Source organism: Brevibacillus sp. JB24b (assembly GCF_051713385.1).
Lineage (GTDB): Bacteria > Bacillota > Bacilli > Brevibacillales > Brevibacillaceae > Brevibacillus_B > Brevibacillus_B laterosporus.
This window is the reverse complement of record NZ_JBNVQV010000001.1, coordinates 1,627,501-1,647,919: the sequence shown is the minus strand read 5'-3', so window position 1 is coordinate 1,647,919 and position 20,419 is coordinate 1,627,501. Positions and strand designations below refer to the sequence as shown.

The following is a 20,419-nucleotide window of genomic DNA, read 5'->3' as shown; positions in this document are numbered from 1 at the left end:
TCCCAAATGAAAGGATGCGGTGTCATTGAAAGCCGTCATATTGTTTGCTCATCCCGGATCTCAGAGCTTTAATCACGCTATTTTACAGCAAGTAACAGAGAGCTTACACCAGCATGGTATAACCCCAACCTTACGTAATTTGTATGAGCAAAAATTTTCACCTATTTTTTCGCCTGCTGATATGCACGGATTAGAAACAGAGCAAGTCCCAAAGGCCATTGAAGAGGAACAAACCATACTCACGGAATCTGATCTTTTGATTATGATCTATCCAGTTTGGTGGTGGTCACAACCAGCTATTCTGAAAGGCTACATTGATCGTATCTTTTCTGATGGGTTTGCCTTTAAATATGAAAAATCTGGCCCTGTTGGTCTGTTAACTGGTAAACAAGCCCTCGTTTTTACAACAACACGAGAATCACAGCAAGAAATGCAGGCGAGTGGATTGGATGAGGTTGTTAAGAAACAAGTCGTGGATGGTATTTTGCGTTTCGCTGGATTTGATCCGGTTATCTATCACAATTTTGCAGAAGTACCATATGTGGAAGAAACGATCCGAAAATCATATCTACAGCAGGTAGATCAAGCTATTACTTCTCTGAAACTTCCTGTACTAATGTAAAAACTATGTAAAAATAGGCTTTCCTTAAAATGGAATCTAGATTTTGTTTCAATACTTCATTTCCATTAAAATTATTGGAAAGCCTATTCTTTATAAAAGAAAATCAGTTCATTTATGTAAAATTTTGTATACAGACACAAAAAGTCAAAAAAATTGACACTTTTCGTACATATCATCCCTTTCAATTTTCAGATTTATTTGTATAATAGAAAAAGAAAGCATACAACATATTATTAGAGAAAAAGAGACCCTTCAAATTCGAAAGGTCCCCACCTAAATATAATGCCGTTATAAAAATAAGTTACTTCGTAAACCCATTCTCCTGTTAATTGCTCGGTTGCATCCGCTTTTTCGTAATGTAATCTGTTTCATAGTACTGCAATTCATCACGTAGAGGCTCAAAGATTCTCGACAAACCTAATGTTAGGCTCTCTAGATCAGGAGTAACCTCTTTGCGGAAAATAATGCAGTCTTGCCCTGTGTACGAGTACCTGCCATCCTCATCGTAAACCTCGCCTTTGGGATAGTAAAAATTAATTACACAGGTGTGGTACACCTGGTAGAGTGCTTCTTCAGCAAACTCCTCGTTAAAGCGAGCGCGTCGAAGACAGATTCCCAATTTCTCATAGGCATTCTCTGCATAAACCAACAAACGACGTAAATCAGAAAGATAGCTACCATAGTAAGCTTCATACTCTTGAGCATCCCCGGATCTTTCAACCAAATCTGCTAAAGTAGTTTGATTTAGGAATCTCTCCACTTCTATGCTAACCTTCTTCAACCGCATAAAGGTATCTTCGCATAACTGTTTTACATGAGCGTCTGACATAGAGAATCCTCCTTAGGGCAACAGATATAAAGATTTACGTTTATTGTAAAAAAACTACCCCGGAGTTACAAGAAGTTTTTATTTTATAACAACAGTTTCTGATTAAGATTGATAGTTTGTTCTCGTATTTTTCTTCTGAAACATATACGTAACGAATGCCACAAATAGCGCAACGACAATCATAAAGAGCAGTATGATGTTGTCGGTACTAACAAATTCCCATCCATGTCCCTTACTGATAATTTCTCGTACCGAATGTAAGAAATAAGTGAGCGGCAAGGATTTTGCTATGATTGCAATCACTGTTGGCATGGAAGTGATTGGCCAAGTCCATCCAGATAGCATAAATGATGGTACTGCAATTAACATGGCTGTTTGAGTAGCTTGTAGCATATTGGAAGAGAAAAACGAAATAGCAAATCCAATTGCGACTACTGCTAGATTGAAAATAAATCCACATAGGAAAAGTAAGCTTAGGCTTCCGTAGTATGGAACAGCAAAAAATTTAAAGATCAATACATATGTTAGTAAAAAGTTAAACATGGCAAGGATCATATGAGTTGTTATTTTACTGAGCGCAATTTTTATAAACCCATTTCCCTTCAAGGTATCCATCCAAGTTCCTTCTTCTTTTTGACGAGTTACGCTTAAAGAAACGCTCAAGAATGCCACCTGTTGCAATACAGTTCCTGCTAATCCAAAGATCATGAATGCTAGATAGTTAAAGGTTGGATTATGTAGTATACGATAACGGTAGTCAATCCCTGTTGCAAAGTTTGTTGCCGCACTACCCCATTCACCTTTTGCCTCTAACTTTTTTAACGTCACTCCACCAGAAATGGTTTTCACTAGAGAGCTCGCAGCACGAACAGATGTATTTGAAATCATCATGTTACTTCCATCAATCAGATTTAAAATCTCTGTTGGTTTACCCAATTTAGCGTTGACGGTCAAGCCTTTTGGAATGATAAACCCAACTTGCGCCTCTTCATAAGTCATCAGATGTTGTAGCTGTTCTTCTGTTGTAACTACACTTGTTACAGAGAACGTTTGATCATTGTCAATCGCTCTGATTAATTCTCGTGTTAATTCGGTTTGATCTAAGTCTGCTACCACTGTAGGTATCTCCATCACACGCTTTTCCTGATACAGGTATCCGAACATCAGCATGTAGACACATGGCACAAGAAATACAATATTTCGAATCGTTTTGTTAGTATAGACGGATCGCCATTCGTCAGCTACTAATTGCCAAAAGCTATTCACGAGCGCCAGCCCCTTTTAGGTGCCATTCGACAGTAAAGCCAGGGCGTACATCTTTATCCTCCACTTGCAATTTCACTTGGAACGCTCGCAAATCACGGGAGTTTAGTTCCTGAGTTGCTTTCTTCGTCGCAAAATCTGCCGCTGGTGCTACCATTTGTACAGTTGCATTAACTTCTTTATTCAAACTTGGAACAAACAGCGTAGTTTTCTCTCCCACTTTCACGCTGCCAAGTTGGTTTTCATCTACATACATTTTTACGAATTTATCGTTTTCTACTTGAATTGTCATGATGGAAGAGCCTTGTGCCACAAGTTCCCCTTTTTGTGAGGAAATCGATTTTACCACACCGCTAACAGGTGCAATCATCTGTGTATTACGCAAATATGCTTCAGCTTCATCCAATGCACCTTTTGCTTGTTTTACGCCTGCTTCCGCTGATTTGACATCAGATTCTCGTAATCCTACCTGACCAAGGCCTGCAATCGCATTTTGGTATGCTGCATTCGCTTGGTTTACTTGAGCAGTAAGTGCTTCAATCTGTTCTGGACGAGCACCTTTCTGTGCCATGTTTAATTGTTCTTGTGTTGAAGTATATTCAGCAGAGTATTTCTCAAACTCAGCCTGAGACTCTTCTAATTTAATTTTTGGAATAGCCCCTTCTTTTAATAAATCCTGCATCCGTTTCATGTTCGTCTGAGCCAAATCACGCGCTGTTTTTGTTGCTTGAAGTTTCCCTTTTAATTGCGCGATCTCTTCTGGGCGAGCTCCATTTTTGTTAGCTTGCAAATTTGCTTGAGCTGCTTGTAGAGCTGCCTGGGCCTGCTTCACCGTTGCATCACTTGACCCACTGGTGATGGAAACCCCTTTTTTGGCCTGTTCCAATTTTGCTTGAGCTAACTGGTACGCTGCTGCTGCCTGATCGCGTTTTGCTGTAATTTCATCGCTTCCAAGCACAGCTAGGAGTTGACCCTCCACTACGATGTCGCCCTCTTTTATTTCAATCTTGTCAATTGTTCCTGGGACCTTGAAGGCTAGATCTACTTCAGTACCTTCTACAACAGCAGTTACTTGCTTCGCAGAGCCTCCCGCATAACTATTCTTTTCAGAAAACAGTAAGTATCCACCTAAAAGTACGATAGCTGCTACAAGCCCCACCAAACCAACCATCATCTTTTTATTCTCTCTCATAACCTTCTCCACTCCAATTCGCAATTTAAGCGAGTCCCAGAGCCCCTTTAAATAGGATGAGTAATGTATCTCTGGTCTCTAGCGTATAAACTGGCTCATTACGGAACATCTTGCGAAGAACGACAAATCCAATACTCCCAAACAGAGCGGATACAACTGTCTGCGTTTCCATATCGCTTTTTATAAACCCTTGTTCCTGCATGTTAGCCAGGTATTTCTCCATTAAAGAAAAATAATTGCCTAATAATGTTCGAACCATATTATCTCGTGTTATATCTCCTGAGGAGAAGCTTAACAGCAACAGACAAAACTCACTGTTATTCGAAAAGAAGCGCAAATGCTCATCTAGTACGTGCAAAAGACGTTCCTGAGGCGTCATGGTGGTATCTTCCGTCGCCCCTTTGACGGACTCCATTAGCATTTCCACTCCCTTTTGATTTACATAATAGAATAACTCCTCCTTCGTCTTAAAGTGGTAATACAACGTCCCCTTTGCTACCTGGGCAAATTCTGCAATTGTATCCATCGTTGTATCCGTATACCCATATTGGGCAAATGCTTGCAGGGCACTCTCATAAATTAAATCCTTCTTTTTGCTCATTAATATGTACCCCCATATAAACTGACCAGTCAGTACAGAGATTAGTGTACTCTGCTTTTTGTTGACCGTCAAGGTATTTTTGGAAAAAAGTGATTGCCCATTCACACTTCATTCGTGTGATGTCTTCGTTATGATATTTATTTACAATTATCGATACCCGTAATCTCAATGCTTCAAACGATTGCTATCTAAGATTGATTATCCATATCCTAGTCAGCTCGTTACATTGTATAGCCAATTGTTTTTATGAAAGTAAAAAAGCCGATGAACAAGTCATCGGCTTCCCATTTAAGTAATATGGCGGAGGGAGAGGGATTCGAACCCCCGTGACGTTGCCGCCTAACGGTTTTCAAGACCGCCCCGTTATGACCACTTCGGTATCCCTCCATATAACTGCTGATAGACATTATGTAAAAAACAATTTCGAATCACGAAATACATCAGCAAGTATTATTATACTAAACCCAAATTAAAAAGACAAGCATTTTTTAAATATTTTTTTCTAAAATTGTTGTGGAGTTTGTATCCGTTCACTAGATTGTGTATGATAGACTAAATAAGTAATTGGTAAGTTCCTACAATAGACTTATGGTTCTTACCGTTTCATGAAGGAGTGACTTTGTAACAATGGACCAACTCATTACATTTGCCAAAGACTATTGGATGATTCTTATTCTGGTCTTATTGGCAGTGTTTGTGCTTAATTTTTTTCTAAAAGCTTTGTACAAAATTGTTTTATTTAGTCTGGTCGTCGGAGCTATTCTGGTCTTTGGTTTCAATTATACGCCAACCGAAGTGATGAACATGGGACGCCAAGTGGTAAACGGTGTCGATGAAGTGTTCACATCTACTGTAAGACCTTTAATCGATTCTGAAATTAAAGATGCCACTTACAATTTCCGCGACGATGGAAGTTATGAAATTAAAACTACGAATATCCGTATCGAAGGCAAAAAAGGCGATCCGAAAGCCACTGTCTACTATAAGAATTTTAATTTCTCCATTAATATTAACGACCTAGGTGAATTGGCTCAACAGCATATTCAGAAGGCTTCTGATGGCAAATCAACACCGTAATAGCCAATACATTCGTTTTATCTAAAAATGCTTCGTAAAAAATCCCGGTTCACGCCTATTCTCAGGCTACGAACCGGGATTTTTCGTACACGGTATATTTTATATTCATTGGAAACTTTTTTTGCTGACAGGATGTTTTATGTCTCTCTTCTGTGGTACATCGTTTTTCATGAGGGGTATACTTACCCTAATGGTAAGCAAACACTATACACATATACAAAAAAACCGACGAAGCTCTCAGCTCATCGGTTTACTATTTCTTCTTTATGTATGGCGGAGGGAGAGGGATTCGAACCCCCGTGACGTTGCCGCCTAACGGTTTTCAAGACCGCCCCGTTATGACCACTTCGGTATCCCTCCGCGTTGCTACATAAAGAATATAGCATATAAAAAAATAAATAGCAACACCTTTTTTAAAAAAATTATGAGGTTAATAGTTTTTCTTTCGTTTATTTATCAATCATCTATCTCACACCACTCTATGAGAGTCAGGGCGAATAGCTCAGCACAAGCAAAAATATCATCAAGCACGATATACTCATCTGGATAATGTGCGACTTGGGTTACCCCTGGTCCTATAATAATTGAAGGAGTATCAGCCAGCTTTGTTAATAAACCACCATCAGTTCCCCAGGGCGATGCTTCTATGACCGCAGTCTCTCCTAAAACCGATGGATAAAACTCTTGCAACAGTTTAAGCAATGGATGGTCCATATCTACCTCACCTGGTACCCATCTCGCTCCATACCATTCTAACTCAACAGGATGATCTGCAAACCATTCATCTTCCTCCGTAAGCTTCTGTAACGCAGTTTGCATTTCCTGTTGGGCTTCCTCCATCTCTTCCCCAGGTGCTACACCCATACGTCCTTCTAGTGTAACCAAATCAGAAACGGACGACGGCCATTTTCCTCCTTGTATTACACCTAAATTAATAGGTATCGGTATGGGTAATTTAGCGTATAAAGGATCTGACATTCGTTGATTTCTTTCTTGCTCTAAGCGCTGAATCTGCCTAATTACTGTCATGCTTTTTTCAATGGCACTAACTCCTTCATAACGTGTACCTCCATGTGCCGATCTGCCACGTATGAATAAACGGAACCACATAGAACCTTGTTGTTTCGGAAAAATTTTCAGATTTGTTGGCTCTGGTATCAAAGCAGCGTCAGCTTTATACCCACGTAAAATAGTGGATAAAGTCCCAGCCCCACCGCTTTCTTCCTCTACAACACTTTGAAAGATAACATCTCCTTTTAGACGTACACCAAGCTTTTGCAAGGTTTGTATAGCCAATAGAGACGAGAGATTGCCACCTTTCATGTCTGTTACCCCACGACCATACAATTTCCCATCAACAATTTCTCCGCTAAACGGTCCTTGTGTCCATTGATTTAGCTCCCCTTCTGGCACAACATCAACGTGCCCATTGAGAATAAGAGAACGCCCTCCTCCAGTTCCCTTCCATACCCCTACTACGTTAGGACTCCCTGTAAATTCTGCACGCGGTGAAACAAAATAGGCATGTTTCTCCAGCTTTTCAAGCTCATCACCTGTCATCTCCCAAATATCTACTTCAAGTCCCAGCATTGCCAAGTGATTTGCTATTTTCTGCTGAATACCCGCTTCCTGCCCTTGAACACTGGCCTCACGCACCCATTCTTGCAACAAGCCTATAGCATCCTCTCGATCCATTTGTAGCTGCTCACGAATTCGTTCTTGCCATGTCAGTGTTTGGCTTACGCTCATGGTAGTCTACCCCCTTAGAAAAAAGTGGTTACTTCTCCGCTAAATAATAGCTCTGCTTCGGTAGCACCAATGACATCTGCTACTGTGTAGGGATGCATCACTTCCAATAGATGCAATCCATCTGTTTTTACTTCCATCACTGCCATATCAGTGATTATCATATCTGCACTTCCCTGAGCAGTCAGAGGCAATTTACACTCACGTACAATTTTAGAACGACCATTTTTGTCCAGATGGGTGGTGAGAACTAAAACCTTCTTAGCCTTTTGTGCTAATTCCATCGCTCCTCCCATTCCTGGAACTCGTTTACCAGGAACAATCCAGTTAGCAATATCACCACGCTGACTTACCTCTAATACTCCAAGAATCGTCATATCTAGCAAACCTCTGCGAATGATAGCAAAAGCAGTAGCGCTATCAAAAAAGGAAGCTCCGGGCATTAAAGTAACAGGAAAGCCCCCTGCGTTGCACAAATTAGGGTTTTCTTCTCCAAGCTGAGGACTGGGACCTGTGCCTACAATGCCATTCTCAGCATGAAACAAAACGTTTTTTTCTTCTGGTATAAAATCCGCCACAAGCGTAGGAATACCGATCCCTAAGTTAATTAGCATACCGCTTTTTACTTCCAAAGCGGCACGCCTAGCAATTCGTTCTCGATAACTCTCAGTCGTACCTTCTTTTAATACTTCTCCCATGCCCATCGCCAATTCACCCCTTCACTTTGCACGATATAATTTACGAACACTCCTGGTGTCACGATTTCTTCAGGGTCCAGCTGTCCAATCTCAACAATCTCTTCCGCTTCCACGATAGTGATATCACCAGCCATTGCCACCAACGGGTTAAAATTACGTGCACTTGTATCAAAAACAAGATTGCCAAATCGATCTGCCTTTTTTGCAGAGACGATAGCTACTTGGGCAGTTAACGGTGTCTCAATCAAATACGTTTTCCCATCCACTAACACCTTCTCTTTGCCTTTTTCAGCGATCGTATCGATTCCAATATCAGATAAAATTCCTCCTAGACCTACTCCTCCTGCTCGAACTCTCTCTGCTAAAATACCTTGTGGGCAAAATTCCACTTCCAGCTCACCCGCTGTCATTTGGGCACCTGCATTCGGATTGGAACCAATATGAGAAGCAATGACCTTACTTACCCGCCGCTGTGTAATTAATCTTCCGACTCCTATGTCAGGAAAAGCTGTATCGTTACTAATCAGTGTTAATCCGCTAATTTGTTTCTCTAATAGTCCTTGTATCAGCGTAGGAGGGTTGCCCACCCCACCGAAGCCACCAACCATCAATGTCATCCCATCATGAAAATGCTCTAATGCATCCTCTAATGAAACCTGTTTATTCCAGGTTGATTGTGAAATCATATGTGCTCCTCCTCTCTACCAGATGCCCTCTTTCGTGAACTCCGCTTCCGCTTCTTGTAGGGTCTGACGCAGTAAATGGATCAATTCATCAATTTCATTTTGCTCAATAATGAGTGGGGGAGAGATAATTACAGCATCACCTGCTACTCCATCTAAACCACCAATAGCCGGGTAAATCATTAATCCTTTAGCAAATGCTCTCTGGATAATTCGATTTGTCACCTGATGTGAGAGTGCAAATGGCTCTTTTGTCTGCTTGTTCTTCACAAATTCTAGTCCACACATTAGTCCTTTTCCACGAGCTTCTCCAACAATGTCAAACTCCTGCTCTACTTGTTTTAAGTGTTGTAATAAATACTTTCCGTTCTCCTCTGCTTTTTTCACTAACTGATGCTGTTCCATGTAACGTAAAACAGACACGCATATAGCTGCTGATTGAGGGTTGGCACTGTACGTATGACCTGCCATGATAGAACCGGAGCCTTCTGCAATAGTCTGCATGATGGAATCACTCACCATCGTAGCTGCCATCGGTGTATATCCCGAACTCATTCCTTTTCCCAGCGTCATCACATCAGGAGTTACCTGCCAATGATCAATTCCAAAGTTTCTACCAGTACGCCCTACTCCTGTCATTACTTCGTCTGCTATAAATAATATTTGATGCTTGGTACAAATTTCACGAATGCGAGCAAAATAGCCATCCGGTGGTACTACAGCACCTCCAGAAGCGCCAATGATTGGCTCTGCTATAAATGCTGCAACATTTTCCGCCCCCGTTCTGATAATTGCCTCCTCTAACTCGTCAGCTGCCTTGCGTGCGTATGTTTCGCTATCGAGTCCCTGCTGATTTCGATACGGATAAGGAGCCGATATGCTCGGGTAATCTGCCAATAATGGTACGAAACGCTTCCGTCTTAACACATGTCCTGACATTGACAAAGCTCCCATCGTAATTCCGTGATAGCTCATCCATCGTGACAGGATCCGATTTTTGGTCATGCGTCCCTGTTCTTGCCAATACTGAATCGCAATTTTTTGAGCAGTCTCTGTCGCTTCTGATCCACTGCTGACGAAAAAGCTCCAATTCACATTACCAGGCGCCCATGTAGCAAGAATATCAGCTAATTCCTCCACTGCTTCGCTACTGAAATGCGAGCGATAAGCAAATGATACCTTCTCAGCTTGCTGTCTCATGGCATCGACAATTTCATCTATTGCGTGCCCAATGCTGACAGTTACAGCCCCTGAACAAGCATCCATATAACGCTTTCCGCTCTCTTCATATAAGTAAATTCCCTTTCCATGAGAAATTCGTGGATATTGTTTACCCCATTCAGGTTTAATTACATAGCTTTTTCGTTCTGTTTTGCTATCCATGCTCTTGTGCTCCCTTCCTTTTGCAACCGCCACTTTATACTCATCGTATCGAATACCAAGCCTTCTGACATTCTACTTACTGGCAAAAAAACACTAGATAAAAAGCAGAATTTTTTGTACATTTTGTATAATGATCGTTTGTTCGGAAAGTGAAACATGTAAAAGCAACAGAGAGGATGAGGAGCATATGTCAATAACGATCCGTGAAGCCATGCAGTTACCTGATATGGTGCACACTAGGTTGGTAGCAGGGGAATCTGGACTAAATCATCCGATTCATTGGGTAACAATTGTAGAAATTGTAGAGGATTTGGAACGTTTACAAGCAGGGGAATTTCTAATTACCACTGGTTTTGGTCTGGAGATGAACACCGATAAACATGATCAGTTTATACCTTCGCTGGCAGCCCGAGGATTGAGTGGAGTTGCCATTCATACAGGATTTTATTTACGTGAAATTCCAGCGCTTTTTATTGAACAAGCCAATCAGTTTGGACTCCCTTTAATTGAGATTCCCACTGAGCTTAATTTCTCTACCATCACAAAAGCCATTCTTCAACCCATCGTGAATCGTCAATTTGAACTAATTCGCTATTCAGAGCAAATTCACCAACGACTGTTAAATGTAGCCTTGCTAGGTGAGGGACTTTCTGCCATTGCAGACGAATTAGCCGCTGTCACCCAAGGAGAAGTGGTAATAACAGATGTACTAGGTTATGAATTAATCCGTACATGTTCACGCACATGTAGACCCACTACTGCTGGAATGCCGTCAGTGGAGTATTCCAATCAGGTATTCTCTAATCAAAACTGTGAACCCACCTCCCCTGACCCTGTCGAATTAACCCATTCCATCGAAGCCGCTCGTTTTACCTTTGGCACCATCACCTTACGCAAACATCAAACAAACCAGCAAGAATGGGACATTATCGCTTTACAGCATGCCTCAACATTAGCAGCCTTAGCTTGTAGTAAAGATCGGGAGGTAGCACAAGCAGAATGGCGTCTAAAAGGCGATTTTTTGGATGAGTTACTAAGTGGGACCTTTAAGCTCAATGCAGAATCTGAGGCACGTAGCCGTTTGTTAGGTTATCCCCTTCATATTCACGCACGTCATCTTGTTGTTGCATTATCCATACCGGTTACGACTTATACAGAAGAGTACGATTTTACCATGCTACAAAAGCTACCCACCTTATTAAAGCGGGTAGCAGAGGTCTATCAGCCTACCTATCTCAGTAAGGTACGTGCAACCGATATCTTATTACTAATGCCTGAGGATAGGGCTAGTGAAATTTTTGTACAAAAAGTGGCTGCGAAGTGGCTTGATTTGTACCCTCAGCATCCTTTGGCGATCGGGATCAGTACTCCCCGCGCTTCCTTCAATACCTTGTCAATTGCCGTACAAGAAGCGATCTACGCTATGAAATGTCGGGGAGCACTCCTCCCAGCATCCGAAATTCAGTCTGTATCGCATTTTGACCGGTTATCTGGATATCAGTTCCTATTTCCCTATCACGCGCAACCTGAGGCCTTACAGCAGCTCTGGGAGCCATTATTAGTAACATTACTACAATACGATCAAAAACATGGGCAACAATTGCTAGAGACCATCCAAACCTATTTTGAAGAGTATCTGAATGGGCAAAAAACGGCACAACGTCTATTCATTCACCGACACACGCTTAAATATCGTCTACAGCAGATAGAGGAAAAAACAGCGGGATCACTTTATGACGCATCTCACCGCTGGCAACTACAGCTAGCCATCATGGCCTATCATTTGCAACAAATTTTATACCCAGACCTGCCCGACATTCCATAGAGTATGTTACGAATCTATTAGTCCCTAACAGCCCGTAACGGCTTTACCCATATATTCATATCCTCAAATCCGGTTGAAATAACACAATTATTAATTAGTCTGCCAGTATACCGATAACCCATTTTAGCGGCTGTCACATTCATCGCAGCGGAATGGGCACGTGTAATTGTATAAAGATAGTAAATACCCATCTCCTGCATATGTTGTTCCAAAGCCACAAATAAGTGCTGAAGCAATCCTTTCCCTAACCAATCTGGATGAGTGGCACAATCCGTCATTTCTGCTGATCCCCAATTCGGAGTCACTTCAGCAGAAGCAGCGCAAACAATCCTCCCCCCTGCTTCTACAACAGCGTAGTGGGTATCTGCTTGCATCGTATTACGTACATATTCAGGATCATGCATGGGGGTTGGATAGGTCTCAAAGACAACTTGATACAGATTAGCCAGCTCTTCTTCATCTTGCAGTTTAGCCCAACGAACACTACAATCGTCTGGCAGCGCCTTTAAGACACTACTGTCTGCTTGTTTGGCTAAACTAATTTGCATAATTTCGTCTGCAAGTGGTTCATTTTTAGGAGTACCGCGTTCTGATGTTACAAAATATCGAAGCATGTGTGCATTCTGACCTTGTATACACCCTTCCAAAATCCCTTCACGTATAAACCCATGTGTACTCCAAGCGGATAGATCCTCATGTCTAGCATAGACAATTAGCTTGGTCATACCTAGTTTGTCAGCCTGTTGTTTACACGTCTTTGCAATCGCGTCAATTTGAGTAGAGTCATACTCCATTACCTTGATACGCTGGTTATGTATATCCACAATTATTTGTGAATGATTTTCAATAGATTCCATCGCCATTGTTTTACACCTCATTGATTTATTTCTTTTATTATAAAAGCCCTTGCATTGCTAGTCATTCGACAAGTTGTCCAAAGTACCTCTTTGATACAATTCGCTTCTTTCATATCTAAACCACAACCTTTGCGCATAGGTATCAAGAAGACAGGAAAAAAGGAGGATTCCACCCATGCATACCCTCATTTATGCTCACAGGGGTGCCTCTGGCATGTATCCCGAAAATACATTTCCAGCTTTTCATGCAGCCTATCTACAAGGCTCGGATGGTATGGAAATCGACGTTCAACTGACCGCTGACAAGCAGCTTATTGTCATGCACGATACCAATGTAGAGCACACCACAGATGGGGTCGGAGAAGTGCGACATCTCACCTATCAACAGATCCATCGCCTAAATGCTGCTGCCAAAAGCGGAAAGAATTATCCCCCGACAAAGGTTCCAGAGCTATCAGATGTCTTATTGTTTGTCAAAACAACTGGACTCCGACTTATCATTGAACTTAAGAACTTTATCGTCCCCCAGCCTCATTTGGAAGAGCATGTGATTCGTCTTATCCATGATCTTCGTTTACATAAACAGGTGGTGCTTTCCTCTTTTAATTATCACAGCCTCTTGCGTGTAAAGGAGCTGGATCCACACGTTCGCACCGGAATGCTTTATTTCGGTCAGCTACATAATCCTTGGGAGATTGCCAAACAATTTCGTGCAGACGAACTACACGCCCCCGAAGAGCAGGTAAATAAAGCGCTTCTGCAAGCTACTCGTCAGCATCATTTATCGCTACTTGCTTGGACAGTAAACACTCCAGAACGGATGCGAGACCTCTTTTCGTTACAAATTGATGGCATAATTACAAATTATCCTAATTTAGCACGAAAATATTTGCGTAAGAAGTAAAAGGATTGTTTACAAGCCCTACGGGATATTTCTATACTAAAGAAGAATCAGGATATAAGGGGGTTATTGCATGTTCATTACCGACTGTCTATCACCACTACATTCTCTCACAGTGGTAAAGCCAACCGACACCATTGCCCATGCTCTGGAGGAAATGAAAAAAGGAAAATTGCTTAGCATGCCTGTCATTAATGAAGACGGTACTTATTTTGGGACGCTAAGTAAACGCAGTTTGTTTGAAAGATTTGAACAAGATCATGCGGATAAAACTTTTACAGAATTCACTCAACTTCCTCTTGCAGATGGTGTTGATCAAAATTTAAAGCCACTTACAGCCGAACATCTTTATGAAGACGCCCTCCCCATCATTGTGCGTTATCCATTTGTACCGATTGTAGATGAGAATAATCATTTCCTTGGTATCATTAAACGAAAAGATATGGAGCTTGTATTAGAATCCGTTTTTGGAATGGGTGTGAAAGGAACAAGAATGACCTTGACCCGCTTTGAAGGAAAAGGTGTTTTACGAGAAATTTCCAGTATTTTAACCGAACACAAATCAAATGTGATCTCCTGTGTGGCCTTTGATTCTAAACACTCTGGTGTCCGACGTATTCTAGTCAAGTTTAAAACGGAAGATAATATTATTGATATTATTCAAGAATTAGAGAATCACGGCTTTGCCGTTACCTCCGTTCATGAAAGCTAACCTTTTTCCCACGCTATAAGCAACTGAGCAAAAAGTTATTATAAAAAAGGAACGCTAGTATACCTGCGTTCCTTTTTTTACATTCCTATTCGATTATTTTCCAAGATCTAGAGGTGGTACCCAATTGGGATCAAAGAACTTACCTTGCCACGTATTGCGACGCTTCATTTCAGCCTCAATCCCATTAAGTACTTCCCATTTCTTACGACTCCACATCGGCCCAATCAAAATATCTGGCGGACCATCACCAGTAATACGATGCACAATCATTTCTGGTGGTAGAATTTCCAAGGTGTCGACCACTAATTTCGTATACTCTTCTTGTGTCAAGAATTCCAATAGCCCTGCATTGTACTGCTTCACCATAGGAGTTTTCTTTAACAGATGTAACAAATGTATTTTAATTCCTTGTACATCCAAGTGAGCAACCGCCTGCGCAGTCTCCATCATATCTTCGGCAGTCTCTCCTGGTAATCCGTAAATAATGTGAGAGCAGACACGAATGTTATGTTTACGCAGCTTCTCTAATCCATCAAGATAGCATTGATAATCATGCGCACGATTAATAAGTAGCTGTGTACGTTCATGTACAGTTTGTAAACCCAATTCTACCCACAGATAGGTGCGTTCGTTTAATTCTGCCAAATACTCAACTACATCATCTTCTAAACAGTCAGGTCTGGTCGCTATAGCGAGACCCACAACATCATCTTGTCGTAAAATTGTTTCGTACATATCGCGCAACTCTTCTACAGGCGCATAAGTATTACTAAATGCCTGAAAAAATCCCAAATACTTCGCTGTCGGCCATTTTTCATGCATACGATCTTTGACATCATGAAATTGCTTCTCTAACGTCATACGGCGATCCCCTGCAAAATCACCAGAACCGCGCGCACTGCAAAACGTACAGCCACCTACTGCAACATTGCCATCTCGATTTGGGCAAGAAAAGCCTCCGTCTAGCGGTACCTTAAATACCTTGTGTTGAAACATACTACGTAAATGATAATTCCATGTATGATAACGCTTGTCACCCCATAGTAAAGGCTGACAGCTATTTTGTATATCCTCCGTTGACATCGTTATACTCCCTTCTGTCCCGTGCATTTCTACAGTATACCAGTTTCTGTGCTGCTTTTTAATAGTGAAAAATATTACACCACACATTTTGGTATAACTCAAGCTTTCGCCAATAATTGCTTTTATACTAACATCAATAACATTTCGAAGTTTTTAATAGTAAAAAAAGAACCGCAGTTCTTTCCCGCGGTTCCTCATCATTATATTTCCCACTTTATTACGTTTGCATTACTGTTGCATTTCTTCAATCTGAATAGCACGTGTATGTGCAGTATGGCTCCATTCTTGGTTGTTCTTTGTAAAGAACGCGTAGATGAAGATAGGTAACCACGTCAGGAAGAAAATTGGCAACAGGATGAGTCCCAAATAAGCTTTTAGTGGGACTTTCTCTAAATACAATGCGAGTACAGGCAACAAATAGAAAATACCTGTTGTCGCGTAAATCAACCAATCAGGCAAGAAGCCCGTTGTAGGTAGGAACGTGTTAAAGCTCAACAATCTGGCCATAAACAATACCGACATAAATGTAACAATCAACACATACATGGGTTGAAAGAGGTAGAAAGCTGCGTCAAGCATTCCTAGTCTTCTTGCTTTTAAACCGTTTTTCATAACTGAACCAATGTAACGTCCAGCTACATCATAATGTCCTTGCATCCAACGAAGTCGCTGCTTCATTGAAGATTTTAGGTCGATTGGTTTTTCGTCAAAAACCTTTGTTTCATGAGCCCAGCAAGGATAGATGCCACGTTCAATACATCTCGTTGCAAATTCCAAGTCCTCAGTTAAGCTGGTCGCTCCCCAACCCATATCTTTTAACAGCTTACTCTCAATACAAAGCCCTGTACCACCTAATGTGTTTGGCAAACCTAGGTTATGGCGAGCCAATTGCCACATACGGTTGGTGAACCAGTACGTACAAGCGTACGAAAGGGTAATCCAAGAGTCAAACGGGTTTTTGGAGTCAAGGTAACCTTGGATAACTTGTTGTCCTTTGCAAAGACGATCGTTCATGATAGTTAGGAAGTTTTTCTCTACCAAGTTATCTGCATCAAACATTACGACAGCATCGTACTGCTTTTCTCGTGACCATAAATTTTCTAACATCCACTCAATACCGTAGCCTTTGCCACGCTTTGAAGTGTCAAATCGTTCGCAAGCATAGGCGCCATGCTTCCGAACAATCTCCGCGGTGTTATCTGTACAATTGTCACAGATAACAAAAATGTCATACATCTCACGCGGATAGTCCATTTTTTTCAAATTCTCGATCAATGGTGCAACAACCGCTGATTCATTGTGTGCAGCTATCAATACAGCAAATGTTTTCTCTGGTTTGTGGGTCACAGGCTTTTTCTTATGAAGCAAAATGCCTCCGCCTACTGAAATTGCTGTTTGATAGATGCTGACTAACCCCATTGTGGTGGTAAAACCGATGAAAAGCCCCTCAATTATATCTTTTAAGTCAACCATCTTTTCTTCTCCTCGACCTGGTATGCTTATATGCATACAGGTAGTGTTATATCTCCTTCAAACCCTATTTGCGAGTTTACACGATTCACAACTAGCCTGCAATCGTTCAAAAGTGGGAAAAATCAATGTTTAGTTCTCTCTATATCTATTTGTTGCTTAATATGACGCAAAAGCTCAGTGATTCGATTCATCTTGCAAGCAGTTTTTAAGAAACACTTGTCCCTATCACGATTCCCTCTTCATCCTACTCTTATTCTGCAACCTCCAAATTTACTACAGAAAAAAAAGCCTGCTATAAAAAGGTGTACCCTTTTCAAATAGGCTTGAATCCAGAAGATGCAAAAATCTGGCCTCTATAATTAAAGGTCAGCCGATATTCCTAGTAAAATTTCTATAGAGATATTTTTATTCCAGGGACAAAAGAACTATTTGACATTAAATTAATAATCTATCTATATTATTCCCTGTCTCCTATAAAAATCCTATTACATCAACAAATATTTTTTTAAAAAAATGACAAGGATTGGTTTTTACGGGATATTTTAAATAAAATTCTCACTTCTTACTTTTCTTTACAACTGTAAAAACAAATAAAAACTCAGCGATACGAACCCTTTTGGTCGAGCAGAGTCTTATGTGATTTCCTTTTTTGAAGGTTGGCATTCAATTTTCATAAAAATACATAAAAATGGCGTCCCAGGAGAGACTCGAACTCCCGACCGACCGCTTAGAAGGCGGTTGCTCTATCCTGCTGAGCTACTGGGACGCATTTTGGAGGGAGTACCCGGATTTGAACCGGGGAATAAAGGTTTTGCAGACCTGTGCCTTACCACTTGGCTATACTCCCTTATGAAATTAAAAAGGGGCGATCGATGGGAATCGAACCCACGAGTGTCGGAGCCACAATCCGATGCGTTAACCACTTCGCCACGACCGCCATTATGTAAGTAAAAATTTGGCAGGGGCAGTAGGAATCGAACCCACACCAAAAGTTTTGGAGACTTTTGTTCTACCACTAAACTATGCCCCTATGGTAGCGGCGGAGGGGATCGAACCCCCGACCTTTCGGGTATGAACCGAACGCTCTAGCCAGCTGAGCTACACCGCCAAAAAACTACATAAAACAGTATGGCGGAGAGTGAGGGATTCGAACCCTCGCTACGCTTACGCATACTAACGGTTTAGCAAACCGTCCCCTTCGGCCTCTTGGGTAACTCTCCGTATAATAACTCCTCAGAATAAATCTGTACGATACCAGTCAATCTGTTACTTTATTTAAACACTAAGGAATAATTATACTAATAACATGTCTTTATTCCCTGAAAACTAGATAATGAAGTTAGCATAAAGGCAATGTGGATAAGTCCTCGACCGATTAGTATTCGTCAGCTCCATGCATTACTGCACTTCCACACCGAACCTATCAACCTCATCGTCTATGAGGGGTCTTACTAGCTTGCGCTATGGGAAGTCTCATCTTGAAGGGGGCTTCACGCTTAGATGCTTTCAGCGCTTATCCCGTCCGCACATAGCTACCCAGCTGTGCCACTGGCGTGACAACTGGTGCACCAGAGGTGCGTCCATCCCGGTCCTCTCGTACTAAGGACAGCTCTCCTCAAACTTCCTACGCCCGCGACAGATAGGGACCGAACTGTCTCACGACGTTCTGAACCCAGCTCGCGTACCGCTTTAATGGGCGAACAGCCCAACCCTTGGGACCTACTTCAGCCCCAGGATGCGATGAGCCGACATCGAGGTGCCAAACCTCCCCGTCGATGTGGACTCTTGGGGGAGATAAGCCTGTTATCCCCAGGGTAGCTTTTATCCGTTGAGCGATGGCCCTTCCATGCGGAACCACCGGATCACTAAGCCCGACTTTCGTCCCTGCTCGACTTGTAGGTCTCGCAGTCAAGCTCCCTTGTGCCTTTACACTCTACGAATGATTTCCGACCATTCTGAGGGAACCTTTGGGCGCCTCCGTTACTCTTTAGGAGGCGACCGCCCCAGTCAAACTGCCCACCTGGCATGGTCCTTCCACCCGATAAGGGCGGCAAGTTAGAAACTCCGTACATCAAGGGTGGTATCCCAACGACAGCTCCACGAAGGCTGGCGCCCTCGCTTCACAGCTTCCCACCTATTCTGTACATGATGCACAAAGTTTCAATACCAGGCTACAGTAAAGCTCCATGGGGTCTTTCCGTCTTGTCGCGGGTAACCTGCATCTTCACAGGTATTATGATTTCACCGGGTCTCTTGCCGAGACAGCGCCCAAGTCGTTACGCCTTTCGTGCGGGTCGGAACTTACCCGACAAGGAATTTCGCTACCTTAGGACCGTTATAGTTACGGCCGCCGTTTACTGGGGCTTCGGTTCAAAGCTTCGCTTGCGCTAACCCATCCCCTTAACCTTCCAGCACCGGGCAGGCGTCAGCCCCTATACTTCGCCTTGCGGCTTCGCAGAGACCTGTGTTTTTGCTAAACAGTCGCTTGGGCCTTTTCACTGCGGCCTCCTCGGGCTATAAACCCTACCGAGGCGCCCCTTCTCCCGAAGTTACGGGGCCATTTTGCCGAGTTCCTTAGCAAGAGTTATCCCGCGCACCTTAGGATTCTCTCCTCGCCTACCTGTGTCGGTTTGCGGTACGGGCACCTTGTTCCTCGCTAGACGCTTTTCTTGGCAGTGTGAAATCAGGGACTTCGGTACTTATATTTCCCTCGCCATCACAGCTTGTGCTTATTGGTGTGCGGATTTGCCTACACACCACACTTACTGCTTAGACGGCCATCCAATAGGCCGCTCACCCTATCCTCCTGCGTCACGCCATTGCTCAAACGGAACAGAGGTGGTACTGGAATATCAACCAGTTGTCCATCGCCTACGCCTTTCGGCCTCAGCTTAGGTCCCGACTAACCCTGGGAGGACGAGCCTTCCCCAGGAAACCTTAGGCTTTCGGTGGACAAGATTCTCACTTGTCTTTTCGCTACTTACACCGGCATTCTCACTTCCAAGCGCTCCACCGCTCCTCACGATACGGCTTCACTGCTGCTTGGAACGCTCCCCTACCCAGTCCATAAGGACTGCCATAGCTTCGGCGGTATGTTTAGCCCCGTTACATTTTCCGCGCAGAGTCACTCGACCAGTGAGCTATTACGCACTCTTTAAATGGTGGCTGCTTCTAAGCCAACATCCTGGTTGTCTGGGCAACTCCACATCGTTTCCCACTTAACATACACTTGGGGGCCTTAGCTGATGGTCTGGGCTGTTTCCCTTTTGACGATGGATCTTAGCACTCACCGTCTGACTCCCGGATATAAGTACTTGGCATTCGGAGTTTGACTGAATTCGGTAACCCGATGAGGGCCCCTAGTCCAATCAGTGCTCTACCTCCAAGACTCTAAATCCGAGGCTAGCCCTAAAGCTATTTCGGGGAGAACCAGCTATCTCCGAGTTCGATTGGAATTTCACCGCTAGCCACACC

16 protein-coding genes, 8 tRNA genes and 1 rRNA gene (1 of these 25 cut by a window edge) are annotated in these 20,419 nt (G+C 42.6%); 5 read left to right on the top strand and 20 right to left on the bottom strand.

The annotated features are described in order from the left end of the window. Nucleotides 1–19 precede the first annotated feature (19 nt). Entirely contained in the window at nucleotides 20–622 is a 603-nt protein-coding gene (locus tag ACQV1I_RS08055; RefSeq protein ID WP_236645843.1) for an NAD(P)H-dependent oxidoreductase, read from the top strand. 325 nt (nucleotides 623–947) lie between these two features. Here ACQV1I_RS08055 and ACQV1I_RS08050 read toward each other — a convergent pair whose 3' ends face one another. The 5 genes from ACQV1I_RS08050 to ACQV1I_RS08030 form a co-directional block, all read right to left on the bottom strand. Further along, on the bottom strand, nucleotides 948–1,451 hold the full coding sequence (locus tag ACQV1I_RS08050) for a DUF3907 family protein (RefSeq protein WP_094699286.1): 504 nt from the start codon (nucleotides 1,449–1,451) through the stop codon (nucleotides 948–950). A 102-nt stretch (nucleotides 1,452–1,553) separates the two neighbouring features. Next, nucleotides 1,554–2,717, bottom strand: a complete 1,164-nt coding sequence (locus ACQV1I_RS08045; protein ID WP_116334553.1) for an ABC transporter permease — start codon at nucleotides 2,715–2,717, stop codon at nucleotides 1,554–1,556. Beyond that, nucleotides 2,710–3,906, bottom strand: coding sequence for an HlyD family secretion protein (locus tag ACQV1I_RS08040; RefSeq protein ID WP_094699287.1), 1,197 nt, complete (start codon nucleotides 3,904–3,906; stop codon nucleotides 2,710–2,712). Before ACQV1I_RS08040 ends, ACQV1I_RS08045 begins: the two co-directional genes overlap by 8 nt. Before the next feature lie 25 nt (nucleotides 3,907–3,931). Beyond that, a complete protein-coding gene (locus ACQV1I_RS08035) occupies nucleotides 3,932–4,507 on the bottom strand; it encodes a TetR/AcrR family transcriptional regulator (protein WP_018673053.1) in 576 nt (191 codons plus the stop codon). A gap of 298 nt (nucleotides 4,508–4,805) precedes the next feature. Then, a tRNA-Ser gene (locus ACQV1I_RS08030) sits at nucleotides 4,806–4,894 on the bottom strand. Between the two features lie 240 nt (nucleotides 4,895–5,134). On the opposite strand from ACQV1I_RS08030, the gene ACQV1I_RS08025 reads away from it, so the two are divergent. Beyond that, complete coding sequence (locus tag ACQV1I_RS08025) at nucleotides 5,135–5,584, top strand: hypothetical protein (RefSeq protein ID WP_018673052.1); 450 nt, start codon at nucleotides 5,135–5,137, stop codon at nucleotides 5,582–5,584. 271 nt (nucleotides 5,585–5,855) lie between these two features. Here ACQV1I_RS08025 and ACQV1I_RS08020 read toward each other — a convergent pair. From ACQV1I_RS08020 to ACQV1I_RS08000, 5 genes are all read right to left on the bottom strand, one after another. Then, a tRNA-Ser gene (locus tag ACQV1I_RS08020) sits at nucleotides 5,856–5,944 on the bottom strand. Nucleotides 5,945–6,040: 96 nt separating this feature from the next. Beyond that, the gene (locus ACQV1I_RS08015) at nucleotides 6,041–7,333 is read right to left on the bottom strand and encodes a peptidase (RefSeq protein WP_116334552.1); all 1,293 of its coding nucleotides are present in this window, start codon (nucleotides 7,331–7,333) and stop codon (nucleotides 6,041–6,043) included. A gap of 14 nt (nucleotides 7,334–7,347) precedes the next feature. Continuing rightward, nucleotides 7,348–8,034 (bottom strand): 3-oxoacid CoA-transferase subunit B, encoded by a 687-nt coding sequence (locus tag ACQV1I_RS08010; protein ID WP_094699289.1) that lies wholly within the window; start codon nucleotides 8,032–8,034, stop codon nucleotides 7,348–7,350. Then, nucleotides 8,013–8,714: a 3-oxoacid CoA-transferase subunit A gene (locus tag ACQV1I_RS08005; RefSeq protein ID WP_094699290.1), complete on the bottom strand. Its 702-nt coding sequence runs from the start codon at nucleotides 8,712–8,714 to the stop codon at nucleotides 8,013–8,015. Before ACQV1I_RS08005 ends, ACQV1I_RS08010 begins: the two co-directional genes overlap by 22 nt. Before the next feature lie 15 nt (nucleotides 8,715–8,729). Then, nucleotides 8,730–10,094 (bottom strand): aspartate aminotransferase family protein, encoded by a 1,365-nt coding sequence (locus tag ACQV1I_RS08000; RefSeq protein WP_094699291.1) that lies wholly within the window; start codon nucleotides 10,092–10,094, stop codon nucleotides 8,730–8,732. A 187-nt stretch (nucleotides 10,095–10,281) separates the two neighbouring features. On the opposite strand from ACQV1I_RS08000, the gene ACQV1I_RS07995 reads away from it, so the two are divergent. Further along, nucleotides 10,282–11,919: a PucR family transcriptional regulator gene (locus ACQV1I_RS07995; protein ID WP_116334551.1), complete on the top strand. Its 1,638-nt coding sequence runs from the start codon at nucleotides 10,282–10,284 to the stop codon at nucleotides 11,917–11,919. 17 nt (nucleotides 11,920–11,936) lie between these two features. On the opposite strand, the gene ablB is transcribed toward ACQV1I_RS07995, so the two are convergent. Next, nucleotides 11,937–12,782 carry a putative beta-lysine N-acetyltransferase gene (gene ablB / locus ACQV1I_RS07990; protein ID WP_116334550.1) on the bottom strand — a complete coding sequence of 282 codons (846 nt, stop codon included), beginning with the start codon at nucleotides 12,780–12,782 and terminating at the stop codon, nucleotides 11,937–11,939. A 169-nt stretch (nucleotides 12,783–12,951) separates the two neighbouring features. On the opposite strand from ablB, the gene ACQV1I_RS07985 reads away from it, so the two are divergent. Further along, complete coding sequence (locus tag ACQV1I_RS07985; protein ID WP_018673045.1) at nucleotides 12,952–13,680, top strand: glycerophosphodiester phosphodiesterase; 729 nt, start codon at nucleotides 12,952–12,954, stop codon at nucleotides 13,678–13,680. 70 nt (nucleotides 13,681–13,750) lie between these two features. Beyond that, nucleotides 13,751–14,389 (top strand): CBS domain-containing protein, encoded by a 639-nt coding sequence (locus tag ACQV1I_RS07980; RefSeq protein WP_018673044.1) that lies wholly within the window; start codon nucleotides 13,751–13,753, stop codon nucleotides 14,387–14,389. A 93-nt stretch (nucleotides 14,390–14,482) separates the two neighbouring features. Here the strand turns inward: ACQV1I_RS07980 and ACQV1I_RS07975 are convergent, their stop codons facing one another. From ACQV1I_RS07975 to ACQV1I_RS07935, 9 genes are all read right to left on the bottom strand, one after another. Continuing rightward, the gene (locus ACQV1I_RS07975; RefSeq protein ID WP_018673043.1) at nucleotides 14,483–15,472 is read right to left on the bottom strand and encodes a TIGR01212 family radical SAM protein; all 990 of its coding nucleotides are present in this window, start codon (nucleotides 15,470–15,472) and stop codon (nucleotides 14,483–14,485) included. 228 nt (nucleotides 15,473–15,700) lie between these two features. Further along, nucleotides 15,701–16,945, bottom strand: coding sequence for a glycosyltransferase family 2 protein (locus ACQV1I_RS07970; protein ID WP_018673042.1), 1,245 nt, complete (start codon nucleotides 16,943–16,945; stop codon nucleotides 15,701–15,703). 689 nt (nucleotides 16,946–17,634) lie between these two features. Continuing rightward, a tRNA-Arg gene (locus ACQV1I_RS07965) sits at nucleotides 17,635–17,711 on the bottom strand. A gap of 6 nt (nucleotides 17,712–17,717) precedes the next feature. After that, nucleotides 17,718–17,792: transfer RNA gene (locus ACQV1I_RS07960), tRNA-Cys, on the bottom strand. 17 nt (nucleotides 17,793–17,809) lie between these two features. Next, nucleotides 17,810–17,882 (bottom strand) — tRNA-His (locus ACQV1I_RS07955). A 19-nt stretch (nucleotides 17,883–17,901) separates the two neighbouring features. Beyond that, nucleotides 17,902–17,975 (bottom strand) — tRNA-Trp (locus ACQV1I_RS07950). A gap of 1 nt (nucleotide 17,976) precedes the next feature. Then, a tRNA-Met gene (locus ACQV1I_RS07945) sits at nucleotides 17,977–18,053 on the bottom strand. Between the two features lie 21 nt (nucleotides 18,054–18,074). Then, nucleotides 18,075–18,165, bottom strand: a tRNA-Ser gene (locus ACQV1I_RS07940). A gap of 135 nt (nucleotides 18,166–18,300) precedes the next feature. Further along, nucleotides 18,301–20,419: ribosomal RNA gene (locus tag ACQV1I_RS07935) — 23S ribosomal RNA — on the bottom strand (it continues 810 nt past the right edge of the window).

What these genes read in the sequence shown, in the direction of transcription:
- ACQV1I_RS08050 (WP_094699286.1), bottom strand. Translation starts at nt 1,451, where the DNA reads ATGTCAGACGCTCATGTAAAACAGTTATGCGAAGATACCTTTATGCGG.
- ACQV1I_RS08040 (WP_094699287.1), bottom strand. Translation starts at nt 3,906, where the DNA reads ATGAGAGAGAATAAAAAGATGATGGTTGGTTTGGTGGGGCTTGTAGCA.
- ACQV1I_RS08035 (WP_018673053.1), bottom strand. Translation starts at nt 4,507, where the DNA reads ATGAGCAAAAAGAAGGATTTAATTTATGAGAGTGCCCTGCAAGCATTT.
- ACQV1I_RS08025 (WP_018673052.1), top strand. Translation starts at nt 5,135, where the DNA reads ATGGACCAACTCATTACATTTGCCAAAGACTATTGGATGATTCTTATT.
- ACQV1I_RS08015 (WP_116334552.1), bottom strand. Translation starts at nt 7,333, where the DNA reads ATGAGCGTAAGCCAAACACTGACATGGCAAGAACGAATTCGTGAGCAG.
- ACQV1I_RS08010 (WP_094699289.1), bottom strand. Translation starts at nt 8,034, where the DNA reads ATGGGCATGGGAGAAGTATTAAAAGAAGGTACGACTGAGAGTTATCGA.
- ACQV1I_RS08005 (WP_094699290.1), bottom strand. Translation starts at nt 8,714, where the DNA reads ATGATTTCACAATCAACCTGGAATAAACAGGTTTCATTAGAGGATGCA.
- ACQV1I_RS08000 (WP_094699291.1), bottom strand. Translation starts at nt 10,094, where the DNA reads ATGGATAGCAAAACAGAACGAAAAAGCTATGTAATTAAACCTGAATGG.
- ACQV1I_RS07995 (WP_116334551.1), top strand. Translation starts at nt 10,282, where the DNA reads ATGTCAATAACGATCCGTGAAGCCATGCAGTTACCTGATATGGTGCAC.
- ablB (WP_116334550.1), bottom strand. Translation starts at nt 12,782, where the DNA reads ATGGCGATGGAATCTATTGAAAATCATTCACAAATAATTGTGGATATA.
- ACQV1I_RS07985 (WP_018673045.1), top strand. Translation starts at nt 12,952, where the DNA reads ATGCATACCCTCATTTATGCTCACAGGGGTGCCTCTGGCATGTATCCC.
- ACQV1I_RS07980 (WP_018673044.1), top strand. Translation starts at nt 13,751, where the DNA reads ATGTTCATTACCGACTGTCTATCACCACTACATTCTCTCACAGTGGTA.
- ACQV1I_RS07975 (WP_018673043.1), bottom strand. Translation starts at nt 15,472, where the DNA reads ATGTCAACGGAGGATATACAAAATAGCTGTCAGCCTTTACTATGGGGT.
- ACQV1I_RS07970 (WP_018673042.1), bottom strand. Translation starts at nt 16,945, where the DNA reads ATGGTTGACTTAAAAGATATAATTGAGGGGCTTTTCATCGGTTTTACC.